Origin of the sequence: Bradyrhizobium sp. LTSP885, from assembly GCF_000938305.1 — a bacterium.
In the GTDB taxonomy this organism is placed as follows: domain Bacteria; phylum Pseudomonadota; class Alphaproteobacteria; order Rhizobiales; family Xanthobacteraceae; genus Bradyrhizobium.
Genome location: NZ_JYMT01000025.1, coordinates 85,436 through 108,112 on the forward strand (window position 1 = coordinate 85,436; position 22,677 = coordinate 108,112).

Here is a 22,677-nt window from a genome sequence, read left to right on the forward strand (position 1 = left end):
GTCCGTGACCGAGGTGACACCACAGGACATCGAACGATGCGCTGATCTGATCCGGCCGCACATCAGGCGGACCCCGGTCGTCGTGCTCGCGGGTGACGAGTTCGGCCTCGCCGCCAATCCAATCACGTTCAAGCTCGAACTGCTGCAGCATGCCGGCGTGTTCAAGACCCGCGGCGCCTTCGCCAATTTGCTGGCGCGCGACGTGCCGAAGGCCGGCGTCGTCGCGGCATCCGGCGGCAACCATGGCGCAGCCACCGCTTACGCCGCGATGCGGCTCGGCAAGCCGGCGCGGATCTACATTCCCACCGTGTCGTCGCCCGCCAAGGTGCAGCGCATCCGCGACTATGGCGCCGACCTCGTGATCGAGGGCGACCTCTACGCCGACGCGCTGGCCGCAAGCGAAGTCTGGGCGCAGCAGAGCGGCGCGATGCCGGTGCCGGCGTTCGACCAGCACGAGACCATCATGGGCCAGGGCACGCTCGGCCTCGAACTCGAACAGCAGGCGCCCGACATCGACACCGTGCTGGTGGCGGTCGGCGGCGGCGGCCTGATCGCAGGCGTTGCCGCGTGGTATGGCGGCCGCGTCAAGGTGATCGGCGTCGAGCCAACGGCAGCGCCAACGCTGACGCGCGCACTCGCGGCTGGCCATCCGGTCGATGCCGAGGCCGGCGGGCTGGCGGCAGATTCGCTGGCGCCGCGGCGGGTCGGCGAGCGCGTCTATCCGATCGCCGCGAAATATGTGCATGGCACCGTTCTGGTGTCCGACGACGCGATTGCCGAGGCGCAGCAGACGCTGTGGCGTGGCTTGCGCATCGTCGCCGAGCCGGGCGGCGCCGCGGCATTTTCGGCGCTGCTGTCGGGCGCCTACAAGCCCGATGCCAATGAGCGCGTCGCCGTCGTGATCAGCGGCGGCAACACCACGGCGGTGAATTTCGGCCGCTGAGCCGTGCGCACTCTACGAGATGAGAGGGCAAACGAAATGCAAAGCTCGGACAAATCATGTCGCGAGAATGCCAAGCCTTGTCCACCGCTGTCATCGCCCGCGAAAGCGGGCGACCCAGTACGCCGCGGCTCATCGGCTCAAGCACAACTGCCTCTGGAATACTGGATCGCCCGGACAAGCCGGCGACGACACCGCGTGTTGTTGCGCACCGCTGGGGCCACAGCTCGCCTCAACAACACAACCCTGTGGTTATGGGTCCCTGCTTTCGCAGGGACGACGGCGGCACCCTTTGCACCCACTCACATCACCCGCGCAAACCTTCGGAAGCCCGGCGCGCCGGTCAGGGCTTCGAACGCGGCATCGCGCTTTTCTTCGGCGAATGCAAAGCCCGCTTTGGCATAGCAGCGCTCGGCGGCCACATTGTCGATCAGGAACGAGATCGAGGCCTGCGCATAGCCAGCGGCCTTGCCGGCGGCGAGCGCGTGTCCGATCAGTTCCTGTATCAATCCGCCACCGCGATACGCCTTGTCTCTCGCGACGTGCTCGATCAGCCAGTCGCCCTCGCCGCCCTGAACCCAGCAATTGCGGGCATAGGCGCCGCGCTGGAGGACGCCCGCAGCATCGATGTCGGTCCCTGCCGCCACCTCCTCGATCGCCGCGCGGGCGGCAACGACCGTTCCGGATGCCGGCATCGCGCACAGCGCCGCGGCCGGCACGCCGTCGACCTCGGCAATCAGGAAATGGGCGACGTGATACCATGACCGGTGACGCGCAATGGCGAGCCGCGCGATGAAGGCGAGGCATTCCGGCTCATCCCGATCGAGCGCGATGTCGATCCAGCCACGCGGCAGCGGGCCGCGCTGCGCCGACAGGATGATGCGGGCGATGAAGGCGGCGTCGTCGGATCGTGCGGGACGGATCGTCGTCCGTCCCGCCGCTGGCATCTCAGGTGTTCTTCAGCGCGACGCGGAACTCGGCCTCGGTCTTGGCCTTGACCTCGTCGAGCGTGACGCCGTCGGCGAGCTCGATCAGCGCCATGCCGTCCTTGCCGTGCTTGTCGATGGTGAAAACGGCGAGATCGGTGACGACCATGTCGACGACCTTCTCACCGGTCAGCGGCAGGTTGCATTGCTTCAGCAGCTTCGCGCCGTCCTTGGCGGAATGCTCCATCACCACCACGACGCGCTTGACGCCGGCGACGAGGTCCATGGCGCCGCCCATGCCCTTCACCATCTTGCCGGGGATCATCCAGTTGGCGAGGTCGCCGTTCTGCGCGACCTGCATGGCGCCGAGGATCGAGAGATCGATATGGCCGCCGCGCACCATGCCGAACGACTCGGCCGAGGAGAAATAGCTGGTGTCAGGCAATTCGCTGACGGTCTGCTTGCCGGCATTGATCAAATCGGCGTCGACCTCGTCCTCATAGGGGAACGGGCCCATGCCGAGCATGCCGTTCTCGCTCTGCAGGCTGACGTCGATGCCGTCGGGGATGTAGTTCGACACCAGTGTCGGGATGCCGATGCCGAGATTGACGTAGTAGCCGTCGCGCAACTCCTTGGCAGCGCGGGCGGCCATCTGTTCACGGGTCCAGGCCATGGAAGGCTCCTAACGGGTTTCGGATCAAGCTGCGGGGCGCGGGCGAGTGTTGCGGAACTCAATCCGCTTGTGGCCGGTCCCGACCTCGATAATGCGCTTCACGAAGATGCCCGGCGTATGGATGTGGTCCGGATCGATCTCGCCGGCCGGCACCAGGTGCTCGACCTCGGCGACGGTGACCTTCGCCGCGGTCGCCATCATCGGGTTAAAGTTGCGCGCGGTCTTGCGATAGACGAGGTTGCCGGCGGTGTCGCCCTTCCAGGCGTGGACGATGGCAACATCGGCGAACAGGCCGCGCTCCATGATGTATTTCTCGCCGTCGAATTCCTTCACTTCCTTGCCTTCGGCGATCAGCGTGCCGACACCGGTCTTGGTGTAGAAGGCCGGGATGCCGGCGCCGCCGGCGCGGATGCGCTCGGCGAGCGTGCCCTGCGGATTGAACTCGAGTTCGAGCTCGCCGGCGAGATATTGCTGGGCGAACAGCTTGTTCTCGCCGACATAGGACGAGATCATCTTCTTGATCTGGCGCGTTTCCAAGAGCCGGCTCAAGCCGATGCCGTCGACGCCGGCATTGTTGGAGATGACCGTCAGCCCCTTCACGCCGGAGTCGCGGATCGCGTCCGACAGGGTCTCGGCGATGCCGCAGAGGCCGAAGCCGCCCGACATGATCATGATGCCGTCCTTGAGGAGACCATCGAGTGCCGACTTGGCGTCGGGATAGACCTTGTTCATGCGACGAATACCTGATGGAGGGCGTGAACCGCTGACACAGGCTGGATTATTAGGCGAAATCTTCGCGGTGCGTCAATGACAGCCCCCGTGCCGCCACGGAAGGCCGCCTGCGACATCAGGATGGCCTTGAAAGCGACAAGAAAACCCTTCAAGTTGCGTGGGTTGGCACCGGCTTCCATGCACAGCCCGCAGTGTCCGACGTGACCCGACAATTTCAACCCGATCCGGACATGTCATTGACCATGGCCCAAGGAATAAAGCGCCTCGGGATGCCGATCGCGGCGGTTCTCGGCCTGGCGCTGATTGGCCTGATCGCCAATTCCTGGTTCCTCAACCGGGACTCGCTGCGACGCGCCGTCGAAGCGCAGATCCGCGCCGTCACCGGGCTCGACCTCGTCGTCAACGGCCCGATCGATGTCTCGGTGTTTCCGGGCAGTTATGTCTCGTTCCATGATGTGGGGCTCAAGGGCGCAGATACCACCGACCCCGCTTTGCAGGTCGATGTGCTGACTGCAAATCTCCGCCTGCTGCCGCTCATGTTGCGGCGGTTCGAGATCGCCGACGTCATGATGCTCCGCCCGCATATCCATGTGGTGCGCGACGCCAATGGCGAGAGCAACTGGACACCGTTTGTCGAAACCATCGCCAGGACGATGACGCCAGGCGCCGAGAACCAGGTGTCGTTCTCCGAGATCCGGATCCAGGACGGCGAAATGAACTACGAGGACGCGACCAACCGCGTCTCCGAACAGCTCGGCGATATCGACCTGTCGCTGGCCTGGCCGTCGATCTCGCGCTCTTTTGCCGCAACCGGCCAGTTCGACTGGCGTGGCGAGCGCGTCGACGGCTCGATCAGCGCCAGCGATTTCGTAGCCCTGCTGTCGGGCGAGCGCTCCGGCCTGAAGGCACGGCTGGCCAGCGCGCCGCTGAAGATTGCATTCGACGGAACCGTCGCCAACCGCACCAGCCTGATGATGGAAGGCGTCGCCACCATGGACTCACCGTCGCTGCGCAATGCGCTGCGCTGGATGGGCCAGGAGCCGCCCGGCGGCGGTGGCGGTTTCGGCCGTTTCGCGCTGAAGGCGCGCGCCAATGTGGTCGGCGGCTCGGTCGCGCTCACCAATGTCAATGTCGAGCTCGACGGCAACGTCGCCGAAGGCGTGATGACCTACGCCAATAACGGCCGGCAGACGCTGCAGGCGACGCTTGCGGCCGGCAATCTCGACTTCACGCCCTACATCTCGACCTTCCGCCTGCTGGCCAGCGGCCAGCGCGACTGGAACAGGCAATTGTTCGACCTGACCTCGCTGTCATCGACCGACCTCGACATGCGGCTGTCGGCGGCAAAGGTGACGGTCGGCCCGTCCAGGCTTGGCCGCACCGCGTTCGGCGCCAATCTGCGCGGCGGCGCGCTGGCGCTCAGCGTCGGCGAGGCACAGATGTATGGCGGCATCGCCAAGGGCTCGTTCGCGGTCGCGCGCTCGGATGCGGTCGCCGACGTCAGGGCGCAATTCCAGTTCACCGATGTAGATTTGCAGGCCTGCGCCAGCGAATTGTTCGGCATCACCAAGCTTTCGGGGCGCGGCAACCTCAACGTCTCGCTGACGGCGTCCGGCTCGAGCCCGTTTGGACTGGCGCAATCGCTCGACGGGACCGCGACGCTGACCGGCCATGACGGGGCGATCGCGGGCTTCAATGTCGAGCAGCTCCTGAAGCGGCTGGAGCGGCGGCCGCTGTCGGGTGGCGGCAATTTCCGCTCCGGCTCGACGCCCTATGACAATCTCAATCTCTCGGTGAAATTCTCCGACGGCGTTGCGACCGCCGATGACATTCGCGTCGAGGGCCCCGCGGCGAAGATCACGCTGACCGGCACGGCTTCAGTGCCGGCGCGCGAATATGACCTCAAGGGCGTCGCCAGCCTGACGTCCGCAGCTGCCGGCGGCAACGCTTTCGATCTGCCCTTCGTGGTGCAGGGTCCGTGGGACGATCCCCTGATCTTCCCCGATCCGGAAAGCCTGATCCGCCGCTCGCCCGCGTCGGCGCCGCTGCTCGATGCGGTGAAGGACCGCAAGACCCGCGATGCGGTGCGCTCGGTGATCGAGCGCCTCACCGGCGGCGGTAAGTCCGCGGCGCCCGACGCCGCAGCGCCTGCGCCGGCAAGCGCCCCGGCGGCCGCCGAAAATGCGAAGTCGAACTGATCGAGCTCTTCGCTTTCCGCATAGGTGCGACTATGCACGTCCGCGCCGCTCGCGATACCCCCCTACAGAAGTCGTCGTTGCGCCATCTGGATCAGGCCACAGCCATGCGCTAGTGTTTTACCCAACCGGTTAAAAAACCCGGCGTGAAAAGGGAGAACAACGTGAGATCCAAGGTTATCGGTGCGCTTTCACTCGCGGTCGCAGCCGTCGGCCTGTTCGCCGCCACCGCACCCGCTTTTGCCCAGGGCAAGACCATCACCGTCTGGTGGGGCAAGGGATTTTACAAATCCGAAGACGACGCACTGCTCGACACCATCAAGAAATTCGAAGCCAAGACCGGCATCAAGGTCGAATTGTCGCAATACGCGATCCAGGACATGATCCCGAAGACGGTCGCCGCGCTCGATTCCGGCACCGTGCCCGATGTCGCCTATTCCGACACCTACGACGTGCAGGCACAGGGCAAATGGGCCTATGAGGGCAAGCTCGAGGACCTCTCGGACGTCATGACGCCGATCCAGGATCGGTTCGTGCAGAACACGCTTGACGCGTCGAAGCTCTATGACAACGTCGCCAAGAAGCGGTCCTATTACGGCTTCCCGCTGAAGCAGCAGAGCATGCATGTCCAGATCTGGAGCGACATGCTGGAGAAGGCCGGCTTCAAGCAGAGCGACATCCCGAACGACTGGACGGGCTATTGGACGTTCTGGTGCGACAAGGTGCAACCGGCGATCCGCAAGGCCACCGGCCAGCGCATCTACGCGGTCGGCCAGCCGATGGGCGTGGAATCCACCGACGCATTCCAGTCGTTCTACACCTTCATGGACGCCTATCACGTCAAGCTGGTCGACGATGACGGCAAGCTCCTGGTCGACGATCCCAAGGTCCGCGACGCCCTGATCCACGCGCTGACGGACTACACCGAGACCTACATCAAGGGCTGCACGCCGCCCTCCTCCACGACCTGGAAAGACCCGGACAACAACGTCGCCTTCCACAACAAGACCATCGTGATGACCCACAATTTCACGATTTCGATCGCGGCGAAGTGGTTCGAGGATTCGACCAATCCGGCGCTGACCGACGCGCAGCGCGCCGCCGGCAAGCAGGCCTATGAGCACGACATCATCACCGCGTCCTTCCCCAAGGCGCCGGATGGTTCCACGATCAGGTACCGCTCCGACGTCAAGACCGGTTTGGTCTTCACCGCGGCCAAGAACAAGGCCGAGGCCAAGCAGTTCATCAGTTTCCTGCTCGAGGAAGACAACGTGCGGCCCTATATCGAGGGCGCGCTCGGCCGCTGGTTCCCGGTGACCAAGGCCAGCCAGGCCAGCCCGTTCTGGCAGGCCGACCGGCATCGCAAGGCGGTCTGGACCCAGTTCACCGGCGGCACCGCGCCGTTCGACTTTACCAAGAACTGGAAGTTCACCATCCTCAACAACGAGAACGTCTGGGCCAAAGCCATGAACCGCGTGGTCAGCGAGAAGGTGCCGGTGGACAAGGCCGTCGACGAATTGATCGCCCGCATCAAGCAGGTCGCGGGGTAAGGTGACGATGCCGGCCGCCGCGAACGTATGTTTCTGTCGTCCCTGCGAAAGCAGGGACCCATACGCCGCGGCGGACATGGTGAAAGACACTGGTCATCGGCTTTCGCGCAACAACGAAAGCCGGTGGTTATGGGTCCCTGCTTTCGCAGGGACGACAGCGTAGGTACAGGCGACGAGTCAACGATGGCGATCACACTGTCAGCATCCGACGTGCCAAGCCCGCCGCTGTCGGCGCGGCTGACGCCGCCGCAGGTCTGGGGCATCGTGTTGCTTGCGCCCTATCTGCTGGTGTTCCTCGCCTTCGTCGTCTATCCGGTCTGCTACGGCCTGTGGCTGGCGCGCCATCCGGCAAGCTATGTCGCGCTCTACAACGATCCGATCTTCGCACGCGCCGCGGTCAACACGCTGATCTTCCTGGTGATCGGCATCAACTTCAAGATGCTGGTCGCGCTGTTCCTGTCGGGCTTCTTCATCCAGCAGCGCGGCTGGATCAAATGGCTGTCGGTGCTGTTCATCCTGCCCTGGGCGGTGCCCTCGATCCCGACCATCCTATCGGTGCGCTTCATGCTCAATCCCGAATGGGGCATGGTCAACCAGGTCATCTTCAAGCTGACCGGCGATGACGGGCCGAACTGGCTGAACGATCCGACCGTGGCGCTGACCATGGCGATCGGCGTGCATATCTGGAAATCGCTGCCGTTCTGGACCCTGATCCTGATGACCGGGCGGCTCGCCATTCCCAACGATCTGTTCGAGGCCGCCGATGTCGACGGCGCCAGCTGGTGGCAAAAATTCCGCTTCATCACCTGGCCGTCGATGCAGGTGCTCTATGTCACCTGCTCGCTGCTCTCGATGATCTGGACGCTCGGCGACTTCAACAGCGTCTATCTGCTGACCGGCGGCGGGCCCGCCGACCTCACCCATGTGCTGTCGACGCTCGGCATCCGGTATCTTCGGCTCGACCAGCTCTCGTTGTCGATGGCCTCGATCGTCTGCGCGATGCCGTTCGTGTTGCCGCTGATCTATTTCATGATGAAACGGTTGTCGCGATGAAGCTGCCCACCCTCCGCGACGTCGGCACCGAAGCCAAGCTGCTGTTGATCGGCATCCCGGTCTTTATCTGGACCATGGTGCCGATCTACCACATGTTCGTGTTCGCGATCTCGCCCAAGGAGGATGCGTTCGCGGGCAAGCTGTGGCCGGACCACCCGACGCTGCATAATTTCCACATTGTGTTCTACCAGGAGCACTATTTCCTCCGGGATTTCTGGATCCAGTTCTGGAATTCGACCGTGATCGCGCTGGCCGTCGGTGCGCTGACGCTGTTCGTCGCGACCGCCGCCGCGTTCTCGATCTCGCGGCTCAAGGTGCCGGGCGGCCGCGCCGTGATGAACCTCGCGCTATTCACCTATTTCATCCCGGCGGCGTTCCTCGCCGTGCCGATGTACCGCACCATGGGCAATTACGGCCTGCTCAACAATCACTGGTCGCTGATCCTCGCCATGGTGACGATCGCCTCGCCCTACGCGATCTGGGTGCTGAAGCAGGCCTCCGACAAGCTGCCGGTCGAGCTCGACGAGGCCGCGACCATGGATGGCGCCACCACGCTGCAGCTGTTCCGCCTGGTCTATCTTCCGCTGATGATGCCCTCGCTGGTCGCGGTCGGCACCTATGCGATCCTGCTCGCCTGGAACGAATATCTCTACGCGTTCCTGCTGTTGTCGAAGGATACCGACATCACGCTGCCGGTTGCGCTCGGCAACTTCCTCGCCGCCGACGACTCGCCGTGGGAGCTGCTGATGACCACAGGCTTCATCTATGCGCTGCCACCGGCCGCGATCTATTACGTCTTCAAGCGCTACATGGTCGGCGGCCTGACCGCCGGCGCGGTCAAATCGTGAGCGGCCGGAATGGGATGATAGAAGGCGAGATAATTGAACCTGTCATGCCGGCGGGGCGACCGAGGGGATAGCCGCCCCAGCCAAGGAAACGTCCGGATATGCGGACCAACGACGTCATGCACCTTGGCCTGATGCTGCTCGCGTTCGCGGCGGCCTATCTCGTCCCGTTCGAACTGTTGCTGCTGGCCTATGTGGTGCTCGGCCCTGCCCACTACTTCACCGAAATCTCGTGGCTGCACGACCGCAGCTACTTCCTGCCCCATCGCGGCATCGCCGTCGCATTGATCGTCCTCGCCGTCGCCGCCGCCCTGATCGACAATGCCGCGTGGTTCGGCTTCGCGATGTGGGCCGCGCTGATCGTCTGCGCGATGCTGGCGGCGACCAAATCCGCGGTCGAGAGCATGCTGCTGTTCATGGTCGCGATCGCGCTGGCCGCCATGATGTATGAGAGCGGTTCGTCGTTCGCCGTGGTCGGCATCCTGATCCCGACACTGGTCCATGTCTCGCTGTTCACGCTGGTCTTCATGACACTTGGCGCCTACCGCGCCGGCAGCCCGGCGCAGGCGATGCTGGTTGTCGCCTATCTCATCGCCATCGCGGTGATCCTGCTGGCTCCGCCGACCGCCGAGGTGCGGATCGCGAGCTTTGCGCTCGCAGCAAAGGACTATTTCGGCAATGTCGGCCCGGCGCTGAGCCGGCTGTTCGGCATCCCGGGGCTGAAGCTCGACACGCGGCTGACCAGCCTGCTCGCCTTTGTCTACACCTACCATTACCTGAACTGGTTCATCAAAGCCGACGTCATCCGCTGGGCCGACATCCCGCGCTCACGGCTGGCATTGGTGGGAGCTGCGAGCGCCGGTTCGACCGCGCTGTATTTCTACGACTACGCGCTCGGTTTCACGTTCCTGCTGGCACTCAGCCTGACCCATATCCTGCTCGAGTTTCCGCTCAACAGCCTGGCGCTGCGGCAGCTCGGCGCAGCCGTGGGCGACGGCGTTCGCGGGATCGCCGGACTTCGAACGGCCACTGCGGCACCGCGACCGCGCGGTGCAAGCCCGAAAGCCGCCAGGCGACGTAAACAACCGTGATCGTCGCCACGGTCAAATCGCAGCGTCCTGCTGCCGCTTGCGCCAATAAGCGCGCAACAGCGCGATCGTCGAGCCGATGAAGTAGCCCGCGGTCGCACCCGAAATCGCGCGGCCGATGATGGCGGCGAGCAGGCGGTCATGGACGTCGATGGCGGCGATCACCGCGACGCTGTATTGCAGACCGAACACGATGAGATTGCGGATCAGTGGGAACACGCTGCCCGGCCGCGTGATCTGCCCCGTAGCGTGGTCCAGTTCGAACGGTCGCGGCGTCAGCACGCCCAGCGGCAACAGCGCCAGCGCCGCCGCGATCCAGGCGATCTGCGGCCAAGCGCTATCCTGCCGCAGCCCGATCCGCGAGACGCCCCAGACGATGAAGACCGCCGGGACAATCAGCGCCCGCCAGATCGTCGTCGTCCGCGGCTGCATCGCCTTGAAGCCCTGCCACACCAGATAGGCGAGCAGCACGAACACCCAGAGCGGCGTATGAGTCAGCACCCCGTAGGCGAACTGCATGGACCCTCCGATCCCTTACAACGGCGCGGCGCTCTCGCCCCGCGAACTCGACAGCTTCGAGGCGAACGAGGCGGCCACGATGATCACAGCGATCAGCGCGATCACCAGCGTGCAGATCGCGTTGATCTCGGGCTTCACACCGAGCCGCACCTCCGAATAGATCCGGATCGGCAGCGTCGCCGAACCGGGGCCGGTGGTGAAGCTCGCGATCACGACATCGTCGAGCGACAGCGTGACGGCCAGCATCCAGCCGGCGACGATCGCCGGCACGATCAGTGGCAGCGTCACCAGCAGGAACGCCCGCACCGGATCGCAGCCGAGGTCCATCGCGGCCTCCTCCAGGCTGCGGTCGAGCGAGGTCAGGCGCGACTGCACAATGACGGTGACAAAGCACATCGTCAGCGTGGTGTGCGCGATCGTCACGGTCCAGAAGCCGCGCTCGGCGTTCAACGCCACGAACAGCAGCAGCAGCGACAGGCCGGAGATCACCTCCGGCATCACCAACGGCGAATACAGCATGCCGGAGAACAGCGCGCGCCCACGGAACCGCTCGCCGCGTGCCAGACCGAGCGCCGCCAACGTACCGAGCAGGGTCGCAAGCGTCGCCGATACCGCGCCGACGCTGACGCTCATCCACGCGGCCTCCAGCATGGCGCGGTCGTTGAAGAATTCGTGGTACCAGCGCAGCGACCAGCCACCCCACACCGTGACCAGCCGCGAGGCGTTGAAGGAATAGATCACGAGGATGACGATCGGCAGATAGAGGAACGCGAACCCAAGCGCCAGCGACGTCATGTTGAAACGCGTGATCCTGGTGACGGTGTGCGCCATCAGCTATTGCCTTCGAGCTGACGCCGCTGCAGTCGGTCATAGAGCAACAGCGGCGGCACCAGCAGGAGCAGCAGCGCGACCGCCGCTGCAGATGCGACCGGCCAGTCCTTGTTGGTGAAGAACTCCAGCCACATCGTCTGCCCGATCATCAGCGAGTCGGAGCCGGCCAGCAGGTCGGGGATCACGAACTCGCCGACAATCGGGATGAAGCAAAGCAGCGCGCCCGCGCCGACGCCGGGCAGCGACAGCGGGAACGTCACCAGCCAGAACGCGCGCCGTGGCGAGGCGCCGAGATCATTGGCGGCCTCCAGCAGCGAGGCATCCATCTTGGACAGCGTCGCATACAGCGGCAGGATCATGAACGGCAGATAGGAATAGACGATCCCGAGATACATCGCGCTGTCGGTCGACAGCCAGACCACCGGCGCGGACACGATATGCAACGCCAGCAGAATCTTGTTCAGCAGTCCATCGTGCTGCAGGATGTTGATCCAGGCATAGATGCGGATCAGGAACGAGGTCCAGAACGGCACGATCACCAGGATCATCGCCACGCCCTGCCAGCGCTGCGGCAACCGCGCCATGCCACAGGCGATGGGGTATCCGATCAGCAGCAGGATCAATGTCGAGGTCAAGGCGACGACGAGGCTGCGCAGATAGGACAGGATGTAGAGGTCGTCGTGGAGCAGCAACCTGAAATTGTCGAACGACAATTGCGCAAAGGCAGCAGTCAGCGCCTCGCGCCCTTCGGTCAGATCAAACACTGGCGTGTAGGGCGGCTGCGCGATCACGGTCTGCGACAGGCTGATCTTCAGCACGAACGCGAACGGCACCAGGAAGAACAGCACCATCCAGAGATAGGGCGCGATCGCAGCGAGCCGCGCCGGACGGGCGAAGATGCGGCGCGCGCTCATTGCTCGAGCACCATGCAATCATCGGCCGTGAACCACGCCACCACGCGCTGCCCGGCCAGATAGGCATCGACGTCGAGCCGGGCGGTGTTGGCCATCGACGAGCGCACCATCGCGCCCGATTCCAGCCTCACCTTGTAGGTCGTGACCCCGCCAAGATAATTGACGTCCGCGACAACGCCTTCCAGCCGATTGATCCCATGCGAACCGCCCTCATCCGAGGCCGGCGCACGACGCGACAGCTTCACTTTCTCCGGCCGGATCGCGACGCAGACGACGTCCTTCGTCACCGGCGGCCACAGCTCGCTGACCGTGAGCGAGCCTGCCTCCGATGTCGAAACCGTCAGGCGGCTGTGGTCGCGCGACATGACCTGCCCATTGAACAGATTGATGTCGCCGACGAACTCGGCGATCCAGCGCGAGGCCGGCGCCTCGTAGAGGTTGCGTGGCGTCGCGACCTGGGCGAGACGGCCGGCATCCATCACCCCTATTCTGTCAGCCATCGTCATCGCCTCTTCCTGGTCGTGGGTAACGATGATGAAGGTCGTGCCGAGCCGGCGCTGCAGCTCCATCAGCTCGCCTTGCGTGCTCTCGCGCAACTTCTTGTCGAGCGCAGCCAGCGGCTCGTCGAGCAGCAGCACCTGCGGGCGGCGCGCCAGCGAACGCGCCAGCGCCACGCGCTGCCGCTGGCCGCCCGAGAGCTGGTCGGGCTTGCGCTTCTCCATGCCCTCAAGCTTGACGAGAGCGACCATCTCGGCGACGCGGGCTGCGATATCAGCGCGCGCCATGCCGGCGCGCTTCAGGCCGAAAGCGATGTTGTCGCGCACCGACAGATGCGGGAACAGCGCGTAGTTCTGAAACATCATGTTGACGGGCCGCTCATGCGGCAGCACCGGCGCGATGTCCTTGCCGCCGAGCAGGATACGGCCCTCGTCCGGCGTCTCGAAGCCGGCGAGCATGCGCAAGAGCGTGGTCTTGCCGCAGCCGCTCGGACCGAGCAGCGCGAAGAACTCTCCGGCACGGATATCGAGCGAGAGCTGGTCGACGGCGCGGAAATTGCCAAACGATTTGGCCACGCTCTCGATGCGCAGCAGCGGCATGTCGGGCGCGGCCGGTTCGGGCAACGGCTTGGCCGCCTCCACACTCGCTTCGCTGGATGTCACGTCCTTCAGCCCCGATTCCCCGCCGGTCGACAATGGCCGCAAGCTAGCGGTGGATCGGCACCGGCTCAACCGCTTCACGCGACAACTCCCGCAATATTGTCGCCATCAGCGTCTCTGCTAGACTTCGTGTCCAATTCGCGAGGACATCAGATGAAGCTCGACCGCTACGGCCTGCCGCTGACAACCACCTCGGACCGCGCCGCCGCACACTACATTGACGGCGTCGATCGTATGCTCGCGGCCCTGCTCGGCGCGGATGCGGCGTTTGAGGCGGCGATTGCCGAAGATCCCGACTTCGCGATGGCCCATCTCGGGCGCGCCCGCGTGCATCAGCTCAATATGGAAGGCGCCGACGCCCGCGCCAAGGCGGCCACGGCCCGGCAGCTCGCAGCGGCCGCGAGCCCGCGCGAACGCCAGCATATCGAGATCATGGCATCCGTGATCGGGAGCCAGGCCGCGAAAGCCATGACGGCCGCCGAGCAGCATCTGGCGGAGTATCCGCGCGATGCCCAGGTCCTGTCGCTGCTGCTCGGCGCCTTCGGCCTCTATGCCTTCTCCGGCCGGGTCGATCACGATGCGGCCCGGCTCGCGGTCTGCGAACGCTACGCCGGTGATTATGGCGACGACTGGTGGTTCCTGACCTATCTCGGCTGGTCGAAGACCGAAGCCGGCGATGTCGTCTCCGGACGCAAGATCACGGAGCGCGGTTATGCGCTAAAGCCGGAGAACGCCAGCGCCGCGCATGCGGTGGCGCATGCGCTGTTCGAGCAGGGCGAAGGGAGCGAAGGCCACGCATTCCTGTCGGCGTGGCTGCCTGCGAATGAGCGCACCAGCTTCCTGCAGGGCCACCTCGCCTGGCATCTCGCATTGATCGCGCTGGAAGAAGGCGATGCCGACGGCGCGCTCGACATCTACGAGCGTCACCTCAAGCCGGCGGGACGCCCCTATCCGCCGCTCAACATCTACACCGATACGGCCTCACTGCTCTGGCGGCTGTCACTGGCCGGCAAAACGGGCCTCGAACCTCACTGGCAGGATGTCGCCGCCTATGGCAACGGGTATTTCCCAAAAGCCGGCGCGCATTTCGCCGACGTCCATCACACGCTGGTCGCGGCGACGACGAACGAAGGCGCGCTGCAGACGCGGCTTGCGGAAATGGAAGCGCGCCAGGCCGACGGCAAGCTGGCGCCGGGCCCCTCCGCCATCGGTCTCTGCCGCGGGATTGCCGCCTTCGCCGCGGGCGATCACGGCGATGCCGTCCGCATCCTCGCGCCGCTGATGCCCGAGCTGGTGCGGATCGGGGGCAGCCATGCACAACGCGAGTTGTGGGAAGACACCTTCATCGTGGCGTGCCTTCGCGCCGGTCAAGGCGCGCAAGCAACGGCCCTGATCTCGGAACGGCTGCACCGCCGTCCGTCGCGGCGCGACCTCGCGTGGTCGCAGGAGGCCGCACAGCAATAGTTGCGCTCAGTGGACCGTCGCCATGAAGGCCGCGAGCGCATCGCGATCGGCTTGCGGCATCGTCAGCCCGAGCTTCGAGCGCCGCCAGAGCACATCATCCGGAAAGCGCGCCCATTCCTTGCGCATGAGATAGCGCACCTCCGCGCCCGTCAGTTCAGAGCCGAATAAGGGTCCGAGATCGGCCTTCTGCTTCGCATCTCCGAGGATATCGCCGACGTTCAGCCCATACGCAGCCACCAACCGCCGCGCCTGCTCCTCGCCAAGAAAGCGCCAGCGGTCGCGCGCGATATCGACCTCGGTCTCGAAGCGGGACCACGCGAAATCGCCGCCGGGCAGCGGCGCCTTTGCGGTCCAGCGCGGCGTCATCGGATAGAACCGCGTGAATTCCGAGACGGCTTTCTCGGCCCGACGCCGCGAGGTGGTGACGTCGCCGCCCAGGATCGTGAGCAGCGGCGCCTTGCCGCGCCTGAAATCGAGCGTCATCGCCCCATCAGCCATGCGCCGGCGAGCGGGTGCGATGACGGAGTTGGCGCCGGAGACGGTCCGCAGCACATCGACCGGGGCGATCTGCTCGCGAAAATAGCGATTGGCGGCGTCACAGAGATAGGCGGCATCATGCACGCCCATCGCGACGACAGCCGGATCGCCCTTGAACGGGTGAGCAACTGACCCGATCAGGGTGAAATCACGCTCATAGGGGCTGACGAAGATCAGCCGTCCATCGCGGTTCTGGAACACATAGACATTGTCGCTGTCGAACAATTTGCGCACCACGATCTGGTTGATCTGCACGGTGCCGAGCGACGGCGCGGGCACACGCAGCACCGTATCCGCGACGGAGGCGGCCCACGCGCCGGTCGCATTGACCAGCGATCGCGCCGTGATCACCTGGCGATAGCCGCGATCGATCACGATCAGCCGCCAGGTCGTGCCACGGTCGGCGCGCGTCACGCGCGCACCGGTGCGGATATCGGCGCCCCGTGCGGCTGCGTCGACGGCGTTGAGGACGACGAGCCGGGAATCGTCGACGATGCAGTCGGAATACTCGAACGCGGTTCCGAACGGCCGCTTCAGCGCATTGCCGACCGGATGGTGGGTGACATCCACGGTCGCCGAGCGCGGCAGGTCACTGCGCGAGGCCAGCCGGTCGTACAGCAACAGCCACGAGCGCAACTGCCATGGCGGCCGCTCCTCGGCATGCGCCGGGATCGCAAAGCGCGCCGGCCGCACCAGGTGCGGCGCGATGCGCAACCACACATCGCGCTCCTTCAACGCGGCATGGACACGGAGGAAAGCCCGCCGCTCCAGCCCCGCCAGATCGCCATGGACCAGCCGTGGCGAGGCCGAGGAAGCACCAGAGCCCAGATCGCCCTGTTCCAGCAGGATCACGCGCAAGCCGCGGCCGGCGGCATCACGAGCCACGCTCGCGCCGTTCAAGCCGCCGCCGATGATCGCAAGATCATAGTCCGCCATGCGCAACGCCTATCGCATTTTCGTGCGAACGGAATACGTATTCGCACGCAATTTGCGTCAAGGCGCGGCGATAGAGCGGATGAAGTCCAGCTGGCGCGGTCTCGTGGCAAACTCCATTTCTCCCGCTTGCGGGGGCGAGCGCGCGCTTGTGTAATTTCGGAATATTCGAATAATAGCCCTGAGTTGCCCGACGTGTCAAGCTACCTGGTCGAACGCCGGGCGCCGCCGGCTACTTTGCATGGGGTTGTTTTCGATATTTTGGCGGCGCGCCCCCTGCCACAGCCCTGCAAGTGGGAGAGATAGGGAGCACACCGCCTTCACGACGGCTATTCAACCCGACTCGATCAGGCGCTAGCCCGCACCGACCGACGCAAAGAAGCGCTCCGGCCCATCGACTTCGGTCAACTTCCTCCCTTCGATCACCCAGAACCGGTTTGCCACCGTGCGCACGAACTGGCGGTCGTGGGACACCAGCAGGCAACTGGCCTGATGCTCCATCAATTCGCCCTCCAGCGCCTCCTGTCCTTCGATATCGAGATGGTTGGTCGGTTCATCGAGCAGATAGAAGTTCGGCTGGATGAGCCGCAGCAGGAGCATCCCGAGACGGGCCTTTTGTCCGCCGGATAGCCGCCCGATCGGACGGCCCTGCATTTCGATCGACAGGCCGGCCCCAGCGAGCAGAGCGCGCGCACGCTGATCGCCGACATCGAAGCGGTCGATGATCGTACGCGTCGGAGTGTCCGTGTCATTGAGATCGGCGAGCGCCTGGTCGCAATAGCCAAGGATCAGCGACTCTGTCGCCTTGATCTCGGCGGATGCGGCCTCGGGGGTCTCGATCGCCTGACGCAGCGTCGCGACCAGTCGGGTCTTGCCCGCGCCATTCGCTCCCAACAGCGCGATCCGGTCACCCTTGCAGATGAACTGCTTGCCGGTCCGAAACAGCAGCCGTCCGTCCGGCGTTGCGATCGTGGCGTCGTTCAGCCTGATCAGAACCTTGGCATGGGTGTCGCGATTGGCGAGCCTGATCGCTCCCGCCGACCGTTCGACATGCGCGGGCTTCGCCGTCTCCTCCAGTTTCTCGGCACGCAGCTTCAATTGCTTGGTTTTCGACAGCAGAAGATCGCTGCCGGAATTGATCCCGAGATTGTTGAGCTTCGCGGCCTGCTGGCGCAGCTGCCGGACGGTCTTCATGTCCCTGAGATGGCGCCGCTCATCCGAAGCGTCCATGTCGTCAAGCGCCGCGCGGGCCTGCGTGTAGCGCAATGAAAACAGCTGCGACCGCTCCGGCCGCAGGAACAGCGTTCGGTTCGTGGTCGCATGGAGAAAGGCGCGGTCATGGCTCGCGATCACAACCGGCATGTCGCGCGGCAATGCATTCAACCAGGCTTCGAGTCGGCCTATTTTGGCAAGGTCGAGATGGTTGGTCGGTTCGTCGAGCAACAACATATCGGGCTCGATCACCAGGACGCGGGCGAGCATGGCAAGCCGCAGCCAGCCGCCGCTCAGCTGCTTCAGCGGCCTGTCCCACAAATCCTCTGATACCTCGAGCGATTGCAGGGCGACATCGACCCGCCAGCCTTCGCTTGCGCGCTGCTCCCTGGGGAGCGCCGCAAGCACCGCGGCATGGAATGGCGTATACAGCAGCGTCGACGGAACGTCCTGCTCGACATGGCCGATGGTGAGCCCGCGCGATCGCGTGATCTCGCCTTCGTTTGGCTCCATCGTGCCGGCGATGCAGCGCAGCAGCGTGGATTTGCCGCGGCCGTTGGCGGCGACAAGCCCGATCCGGTCGCCGGCATTGACGACGAGATTCAGCTCTGAAAACAGCGGCGCGTTCAGCGTCACGCCGAGATTGCGGATGTTGACAATGGTCACGATTGTTCTCTGGTCTTGCCGGCAATCACGACATCGAGGGCGTGCCAGCATGCCCGGGCATGCAGCCATCATCGGATGTGCGTGTCGAAGCGCGGCTGATGATTCAAATGCAGGCGCGAACGATCAACGCTCGATGCCGCACGGCCACGAAGGGCAGACCAGGAAGAGATGCAAGAAAGTCTCTGGTCAGCCCTGCAAACGCATTTGCAGGGCGATACCGGGGCCACGCCGGCGGTGGTGCAGAAAACTTGTTGCCACGACGCAGCCCTCCTTTCTCGGTTGAATGATGTCTAACGTTAGCCAGCCGCGCGCGTGAAGGCAAGCGCCCGCTGGTTCCGATTGTTCCGGCCCAAGTTCTGCCGGTTCACGTCCCGCGGGCTTACGCGGTCTTGCGCGCCGGCTCCGCGACATTGCCGCCGCCCCCGACCAGGGCCGCATACTGGCCGATCGGCGCGGGCCTGCCGAGCAGGTAGCCCTGCACGGCGTCGCAGCCCTCCTCCGACAGGAAGGCAAGCTGCTCCTCGGTCTCGACGCCCTCGGCGACGATCGACATTTCCAGGCCGTGGCCGAGATCGATGACGGCGCGCACGATCGCGGCCGATTGCGGGTTGCGGCCGAGATTGATGACGAAGGCGCGGTCGATCTTGATCTTGTCGAACGGAAACGCCTGCAGGTAGCTCAGCGAGGAATAGCCGCTGCCGAAATCGTCCATCGAGATGCGTACGCCGAGCGCCTTCAGCCGGCGCAGCAGCGACAGGCCACGGTCGAGATCGTCGATCAGCACGCCTTCGGTGATTTCGAGCTCGAGCCGATCGGGTGCCAGCCCGGTCTCGAGCAGGATGGCGTGAACGCGGCCGACGAGATCGCCATGGGTGAATTGCGCCGGCGACAGGTTCACGGCGACCTGCAGCGGCACCGTCCAGGACGCGGCCTCCCGGCAGGCTTCGCGCAGGATCCACTCGCCCATCTCGACGATCAGGCCGCTTTCTTCCGCGAGCGGAATGAAGTCGCTGGGCGGCACGAAACCGCGCACCGGATGATGCCAGCGCGCCAGCGCCTCGAAACCAATGGCCTCGCTTGCCGCGACCGTCGCGCCGGCCGTGGACTGCGGCTGGTAATAGAGCGACAATTCGCCGTTCTTGATCGCGACCGACAACTCCTGGTGCAGCACCCGACGATCGCGGATCTGCTGGTCCATCTCGGCCTCATAGATCGAGATCGTACCGCGCGACTTCGCCTTGGCACGGAACAGCGCCGCACCGGCATTGGCAAGCAGCGAAGCTGCGTCGGACCCGTTGTGCGGGAATACCGAGATGCCGGTGGTGACGCCAGTGCGAACCGACTTGCTGTCAATGGTGAAATCCAGCCCCAGCGCCTCGGCCGCCTGTTCGGCCAGCGCGATGCCCGCCGCAGGCTGCTTGCCGTCAATGATGAGGCCGAATTCGTCGCCCGAGAGCCGGGCCACCACGCCGCCGCGCGCCACCGCTTGCAGGCGCTGCGCGACCTCGATCAGCACCTTGTCGCCCGTCGCATGGCCGAAGACGTCGTTGACCTCCTTCAGCCCGTCGAGGTCGACGCAGAGCACGGCGAACTCCTCGTCGGTGCCGGCACAGGCCTCGATCATCTGGGCCAGTGCCTGCAGGAAGGCGGCTCGGTTCGGCAGATCGGTCAGGCCGTCATGATAGGCCATGTGTGCCATGCGCGATTCGGTCTGGCGCCGGTCGGTGACGTCTTCATGGGTCTTGATCAGATATTGCGGCTCGCCATTGTCGTCGAGCACGGTCATGCGGCGGGTCAGGAACAGCCGCAGGCCGTCCTTGGTCGAAATCGGGTGCTCCTCGGCGATCATGCCGCGCTTCTTGATCGCCGCCTCGTCGCGGGCGATGATCAGCTTGGCTTCGCGCGGATTGAAGATGTCGGCGGCGGTCAGGCCCGTGGCATCCTCGCGGCGGCGGTTGAGGATCGTCTCGGCGCTGCGGTTGGCCAGCAGATAGCGGCCGTCGCTGACCCGCTCGACGATCAGCGAGACCGGGATGTTGTCGACCACGAGCTCGAGGAACTTCTTGTTGTTCTCGAGCTCGCGCGACAGCGAACGGCGGTCGGTGACGTCCTCGAACAGGGCAATCAGGAATTCCGGTTCACCGGCCTCGTTACGTGCGATGACGCGGTTGGATGCGAGGATGCGTTTCTCGGAACCGCGCTCGACGAAGAATTCACTGCGGTGATAACCCTCCGGCGCATTTAATGCCGCGCGGTCGGCGGCCTCGATGCTGGCGGCGGTCTCAGCACGGAAGATCTCGTCGGCGTGCTTGCCCATGATGTGATCGCGCGAGAAGCGCGAGAAGCGCTCGAACGCGCGGTTGGCGAAGATATAACGGCCGTCCTCGATATTCTTTGCCGCGACGCAGACCGGGACGTTGTCGAGCACCGATTCGAGAAATTGCGTCGTCGAGGCGAGCTTGCGCGACAGCTTGCGCTGGTCGGTGCAATCCAGATGGGTCGCGACCGAGCCGCCATTCGGCAGCGGGAAATACTTCACCAGCACCGATTTACCGTTCGGCAGTTCGGTGACCAGCCCCTCCGGCTCCGCGGCCCTGGCGTAGAAATCGCCGACGCTGATGTCGAGGGCACCGCGGCTGCGGCGCAACTCCACAAGCTCGGGCCCGGTCATGTTGCGCGGAATGTCGGCGCGCGACAGGTCGTAGATATCGAGATAGCGGTCGTTGCAAAACACGATCCGCATATTCGCGTCGGTCATCACGACGCCCTGGTTCAGGTGGTTGAGGGCCGAGGAAACGAACGCATTGCGCCGCAGCTGCGATCGCTTGGCCCTGCGCAGGGCCGAAAGGATCCAGAGCCCGACCGCACCGAGGAAGGAGGCGACCACCACGCCGCCGATCAACAGCTCCCAGATCAGGTTGGGATCGAGGTCACCGAGATAGCTCGACGGCGCAAACGCGCCGGATGCTGCCCTGGCAATGCTGCATTGCGTGACGACGGCGATCAGGCAAAGCGCGACCTTTGCCGGAATCGAATCCTTCCCGCCCGCCTGCCACTTCCTGCCAGCCATCAGTCACCCGCGGATTTCCGTGGCCGAGTGTCCGACTTTTGCGGTTTGGATCGGGTAAACGCGCTGCGATGCAACTGGAAAATGTAAGTCAATTTATGGCAATTGCCCTGACATGATTAATAGTCCACTAACGCGACGTGGCTCTGAAACTAATTGAAACAACCCAGACACTTACCTCGACAGAACTTGCCGGGCAAAACGATGCTAATCGTGAGCGATGGCGGCGGTCGTCGCACCGGAATTGTCTGACCTGAAGGACGAGATGGACAGGGTTGATTGCGTGATCGTCGGTGCAGGGGTGGTCGGCCTTGCGGTGGCGCGGCGGCTGGCACAGGCCGGCCGCGAAGTTGTCGTCATCGAGGAGGCGGAAGGGATCGGCACGGTGACCTCGTCGCGGAACAGCGAGGTGATCCATGCCGGCATCTACTATCGCGCCGGCAGCCTGATGGCGCAGATGTGCGTCAGCGGCAAGCGCGCGCTGTACCGTTACTGCGCCGAACACGGCATCCCTCACAAGAATTGCGGTAAGCTGATCGTCGCCACCATAGCAAAGGAGACCGAGAAGCTGCAGTCGATCCGCTCCCATGCCGCGGCCAATGGCGTCGACGACATGCAGCTGTTGTCCGGAGAGGCGGCGCGCGCGCTCGAGCCGGCGCTGAACTGTGACGCCGCCCTGCTGTCGCCCTCGACCGGAATCATCGACAGCCACGCCTACATGCTGGCGCTACGCGGTGATGCCGAGGACGCCGGCGCGGCCTTTGCGTTCTACACCCCGCTGCTGCGCGCGAAAGCCACGGCCGACAGGATCGAGATCGAGGCGGGCGGCGAGGCTCCGATGACGCTCGCGTGCGACCTTATGGTTAACGCCGCCGGGCTCGGAGCATCGGCGGTCGCGCGCAGCATCGAGGGCATGCCGATCGAATTGATCCCGACAGCCTATCTGGCCAAGGGCAATTACTTCAGTTGCAGCGCGCGGGCGCCGTTCTCACACCTGATCTACCCGGTGCCGGAACCCGGCGGGCTCGGTGTACACCTCACCCTCGACATGGCGGGCCAGGCCCGGTTCGGTCCCGACGTCGAATGGATCGATCACGTCGATTATGCGGTCGACCCGGCCCGGGCCGAACGGTTCTATCCGGCGATCCGGAAATATTGGCCGACGCTACCGGACGGCGCACTGATGCCGAGCTATTCGGGTATCCGGCCCAAGATCGTGCCACCGGCGGTCGCCACCCAGGATTTTCTGATCCAGGGCCCGCGCGAACATGGCGTCAGCGGCCTGATCAACCTGTTCGGGATCGAGTCACCCGGACTCACATCATCGCTTGCGATCGCCGATCATGTCGGCGAACTCGCGGGGTTCTGAGCAAAT

18 protein-coding genes are annotated in these 22,677 nt (G+C 64.7%); 8 read left to right on the forward strand and 10 right to left on the reverse strand.

Annotated elements, in window-relative coordinates; translation table 11 throughout:
- Window positions 1-4 precede the first annotated feature (4 nt).
- Window positions 5-943, forward strand: a complete 939-nt coding sequence (locus UP09_RS17170; protein WP_156164641.1) for a threonine/serine dehydratase — start codon at window positions 5-7, stop codon at window positions 941-943.
- Between the two features lie 299 nt (window positions 944-1,242).
- On the opposite strand, the gene UP09_RS17175 is transcribed toward UP09_RS17170, so the two are convergent.
- From UP09_RS17175 to UP09_RS17185, 3 genes are read right to left on the reverse strand one after another with little or no spacing between them, the layout of a single operon-like run.
- On the reverse strand, window positions 1,243-1,887 hold the full coding sequence (locus tag UP09_RS17175) for a GNAT family N-acetyltransferase (protein ID WP_044539430.1): 645 nt from the start codon (window positions 1,885-1,887) through the stop codon (window positions 1,243-1,245).
- Window position 1,888: 1 nt separating this feature from the next.
- The gene (locus tag UP09_RS17180) at window positions 1,889-2,539 is read right to left on the reverse strand and encodes a 3-oxoacid CoA-transferase subunit B (RefSeq protein ID WP_044539431.1); all 651 of its coding nucleotides are present in this window, start codon (window positions 2,537-2,539) and stop codon (window positions 1,889-1,891) included.
- A gap of 24 nt (window positions 2,540-2,563) precedes the next feature.
- On the reverse strand, window positions 2,564-3,271 hold the full coding sequence (locus tag UP09_RS17185; protein WP_044539432.1) for a CoA transferase subunit A: 708 nt from the start codon (window positions 3,269-3,271) through the stop codon (window positions 2,564-2,566).
- Window positions 3,272-3,513: 242 nt separating this feature from the next.
- Here UP09_RS17185 and UP09_RS17195 point away from each other — a divergent pair, with 242 nt between their 5' ends.
- The 5 genes from UP09_RS17195 (at window position 3,514) to UP09_RS17215 (ending at window position 10,005) form a co-directional block, all read left to right on the forward strand.
- Window positions 3,514-5,469, forward strand: coding sequence for an AsmA family protein (locus UP09_RS17195; RefSeq protein WP_044539494.1), 1,956 nt, complete (start codon window positions 3,514-3,516; stop codon window positions 5,467-5,469).
- Window positions 5,470-5,630: 161 nt separating this feature from the next.
- The gene (locus UP09_RS17200) at window positions 5,631-7,016 is read left to right on the forward strand and encodes an ABC transporter substrate-binding protein (protein ID WP_044539434.1); all 1,386 of its coding nucleotides are present in this window, start codon (window positions 5,631-5,633) and stop codon (window positions 7,014-7,016) included.
- A 183-nt stretch (window positions 7,017-7,199) separates the two neighbouring features.
- Window positions 7,200-8,069, forward strand: coding sequence for a carbohydrate ABC transporter permease (locus tag UP09_RS17205; protein ID WP_044539435.1), 870 nt, complete (start codon window positions 7,200-7,202; stop codon window positions 8,067-8,069).
- On the forward strand, window positions 8,066-8,917 hold the full coding sequence (locus UP09_RS17210; protein ID WP_044539436.1) for a carbohydrate ABC transporter permease: 852 nt from the start codon (window positions 8,066-8,068) through the stop codon (window positions 8,915-8,917). Before UP09_RS17205 ends, UP09_RS17210 begins: the two co-directional genes overlap by 4 nt.
- A gap of 98 nt (window positions 8,918-9,015) precedes the next feature.
- Window positions 9,016-10,005 (forward strand): hypothetical protein, encoded by a 990-nt coding sequence (locus tag UP09_RS17215; protein WP_044539437.1) that lies wholly within the window; start codon window positions 9,016-9,018, stop codon window positions 10,003-10,005.
- Between the two features lie 12 nt (window positions 10,006-10,017).
- On the opposite strand, the gene UP09_RS17220 is transcribed toward UP09_RS17215, so the two are convergent.
- Genes UP09_RS17220 through UP09_RS17235 form a run of 4 tightly spaced genes read right to left on the reverse strand, consistent with a single transcriptional unit; the run spans window position 10,018 to window position 13,363 of the window.
- Window positions 10,018-10,521: a DUF6622 family protein gene (locus UP09_RS17220; protein WP_044539438.1), complete on the reverse strand. Its 504-nt coding sequence runs from the start codon at window positions 10,519-10,521 to the stop codon at window positions 10,018-10,020.
- Window positions 10,522-10,536: 15 nt separating this feature from the next.
- Window positions 10,537-11,352 carry an ABC transporter permease gene (locus UP09_RS17225; protein WP_044539439.1) on the reverse strand — a complete coding sequence of 272 codons (816 nt, stop codon included), beginning with the start codon at window positions 11,350-11,352 and terminating at the stop codon, window positions 10,537-10,539.
- Window positions 11,352-12,266: an ABC transporter permease gene (locus tag UP09_RS17230; protein WP_044539440.1), complete on the reverse strand. Its 915-nt coding sequence runs from the start codon at window positions 12,264-12,266 to the stop codon at window positions 11,352-11,354. The genes UP09_RS17225 and UP09_RS17230 overlap by 1 nt, the downstream gene beginning before the upstream one ends.
- Entirely contained in the window at window positions 12,263-13,363 is a 1,101-nt protein-coding gene (locus UP09_RS17235) for an ABC transporter ATP-binding protein (RefSeq protein WP_245302034.1), read from the reverse strand. The genes UP09_RS17230 and UP09_RS17235 overlap by 4 nt, the downstream gene beginning before the upstream one ends.
- Before the next feature lie 294 nt (window positions 13,364-13,657).
- Between UP09_RS17235 and UP09_RS17240 the strand changes: the two genes are divergently transcribed.
- Window positions 13,658-14,887: a tetratricopeptide repeat protein gene (locus UP09_RS17240; protein ID WP_082070178.1), complete on the forward strand. Its 1,230-nt coding sequence runs from the start codon at window positions 13,658-13,660 to the stop codon at window positions 14,885-14,887.
- A gap of 6 nt (window positions 14,888-14,893) precedes the next feature.
- On the opposite strand, the gene UP09_RS17245 is transcribed toward UP09_RS17240, so the two are convergent.
- From UP09_RS17245 to UP09_RS17255, 3 genes are all read right to left on the reverse strand, one after another.
- A complete protein-coding gene (locus tag UP09_RS17245) occupies window positions 14,894-16,360 on the reverse strand; it encodes a glycerol-3-phosphate dehydrogenase (RefSeq protein WP_044539442.1) in 1,467 nt (488 codons plus the stop codon).
- A 351-nt stretch (window positions 16,361-16,711) separates the two neighbouring features.
- A complete protein-coding gene (locus UP09_RS17250; RefSeq protein WP_044539443.1) occupies window positions 16,712-18,235 on the reverse strand; it encodes an ABC-F family ATP-binding cassette domain-containing protein in 1,524 nt (507 codons plus the stop codon).
- 379 nt (window positions 18,236-18,614) lie between these two features.
- A complete protein-coding gene (locus UP09_RS17255) occupies window positions 18,615-21,305 on the reverse strand; it encodes a sensor domain-containing protein (RefSeq protein ID WP_044539444.1) in 2,691 nt (896 codons plus the stop codon).
- 262 nt (window positions 21,306-21,567) lie between these two features.
- Between UP09_RS17255 and UP09_RS17260 the strand changes: the two genes are divergently transcribed.
- Window positions 21,568-22,671, forward strand: coding sequence for an NAD(P)/FAD-dependent oxidoreductase (locus UP09_RS17260; protein WP_044539496.1), 1,104 nt, complete (start codon window positions 21,568-21,570; stop codon window positions 22,669-22,671).
- The last annotated feature ends 6 nt before the right edge of the window (window positions 22,672-22,677 follow it).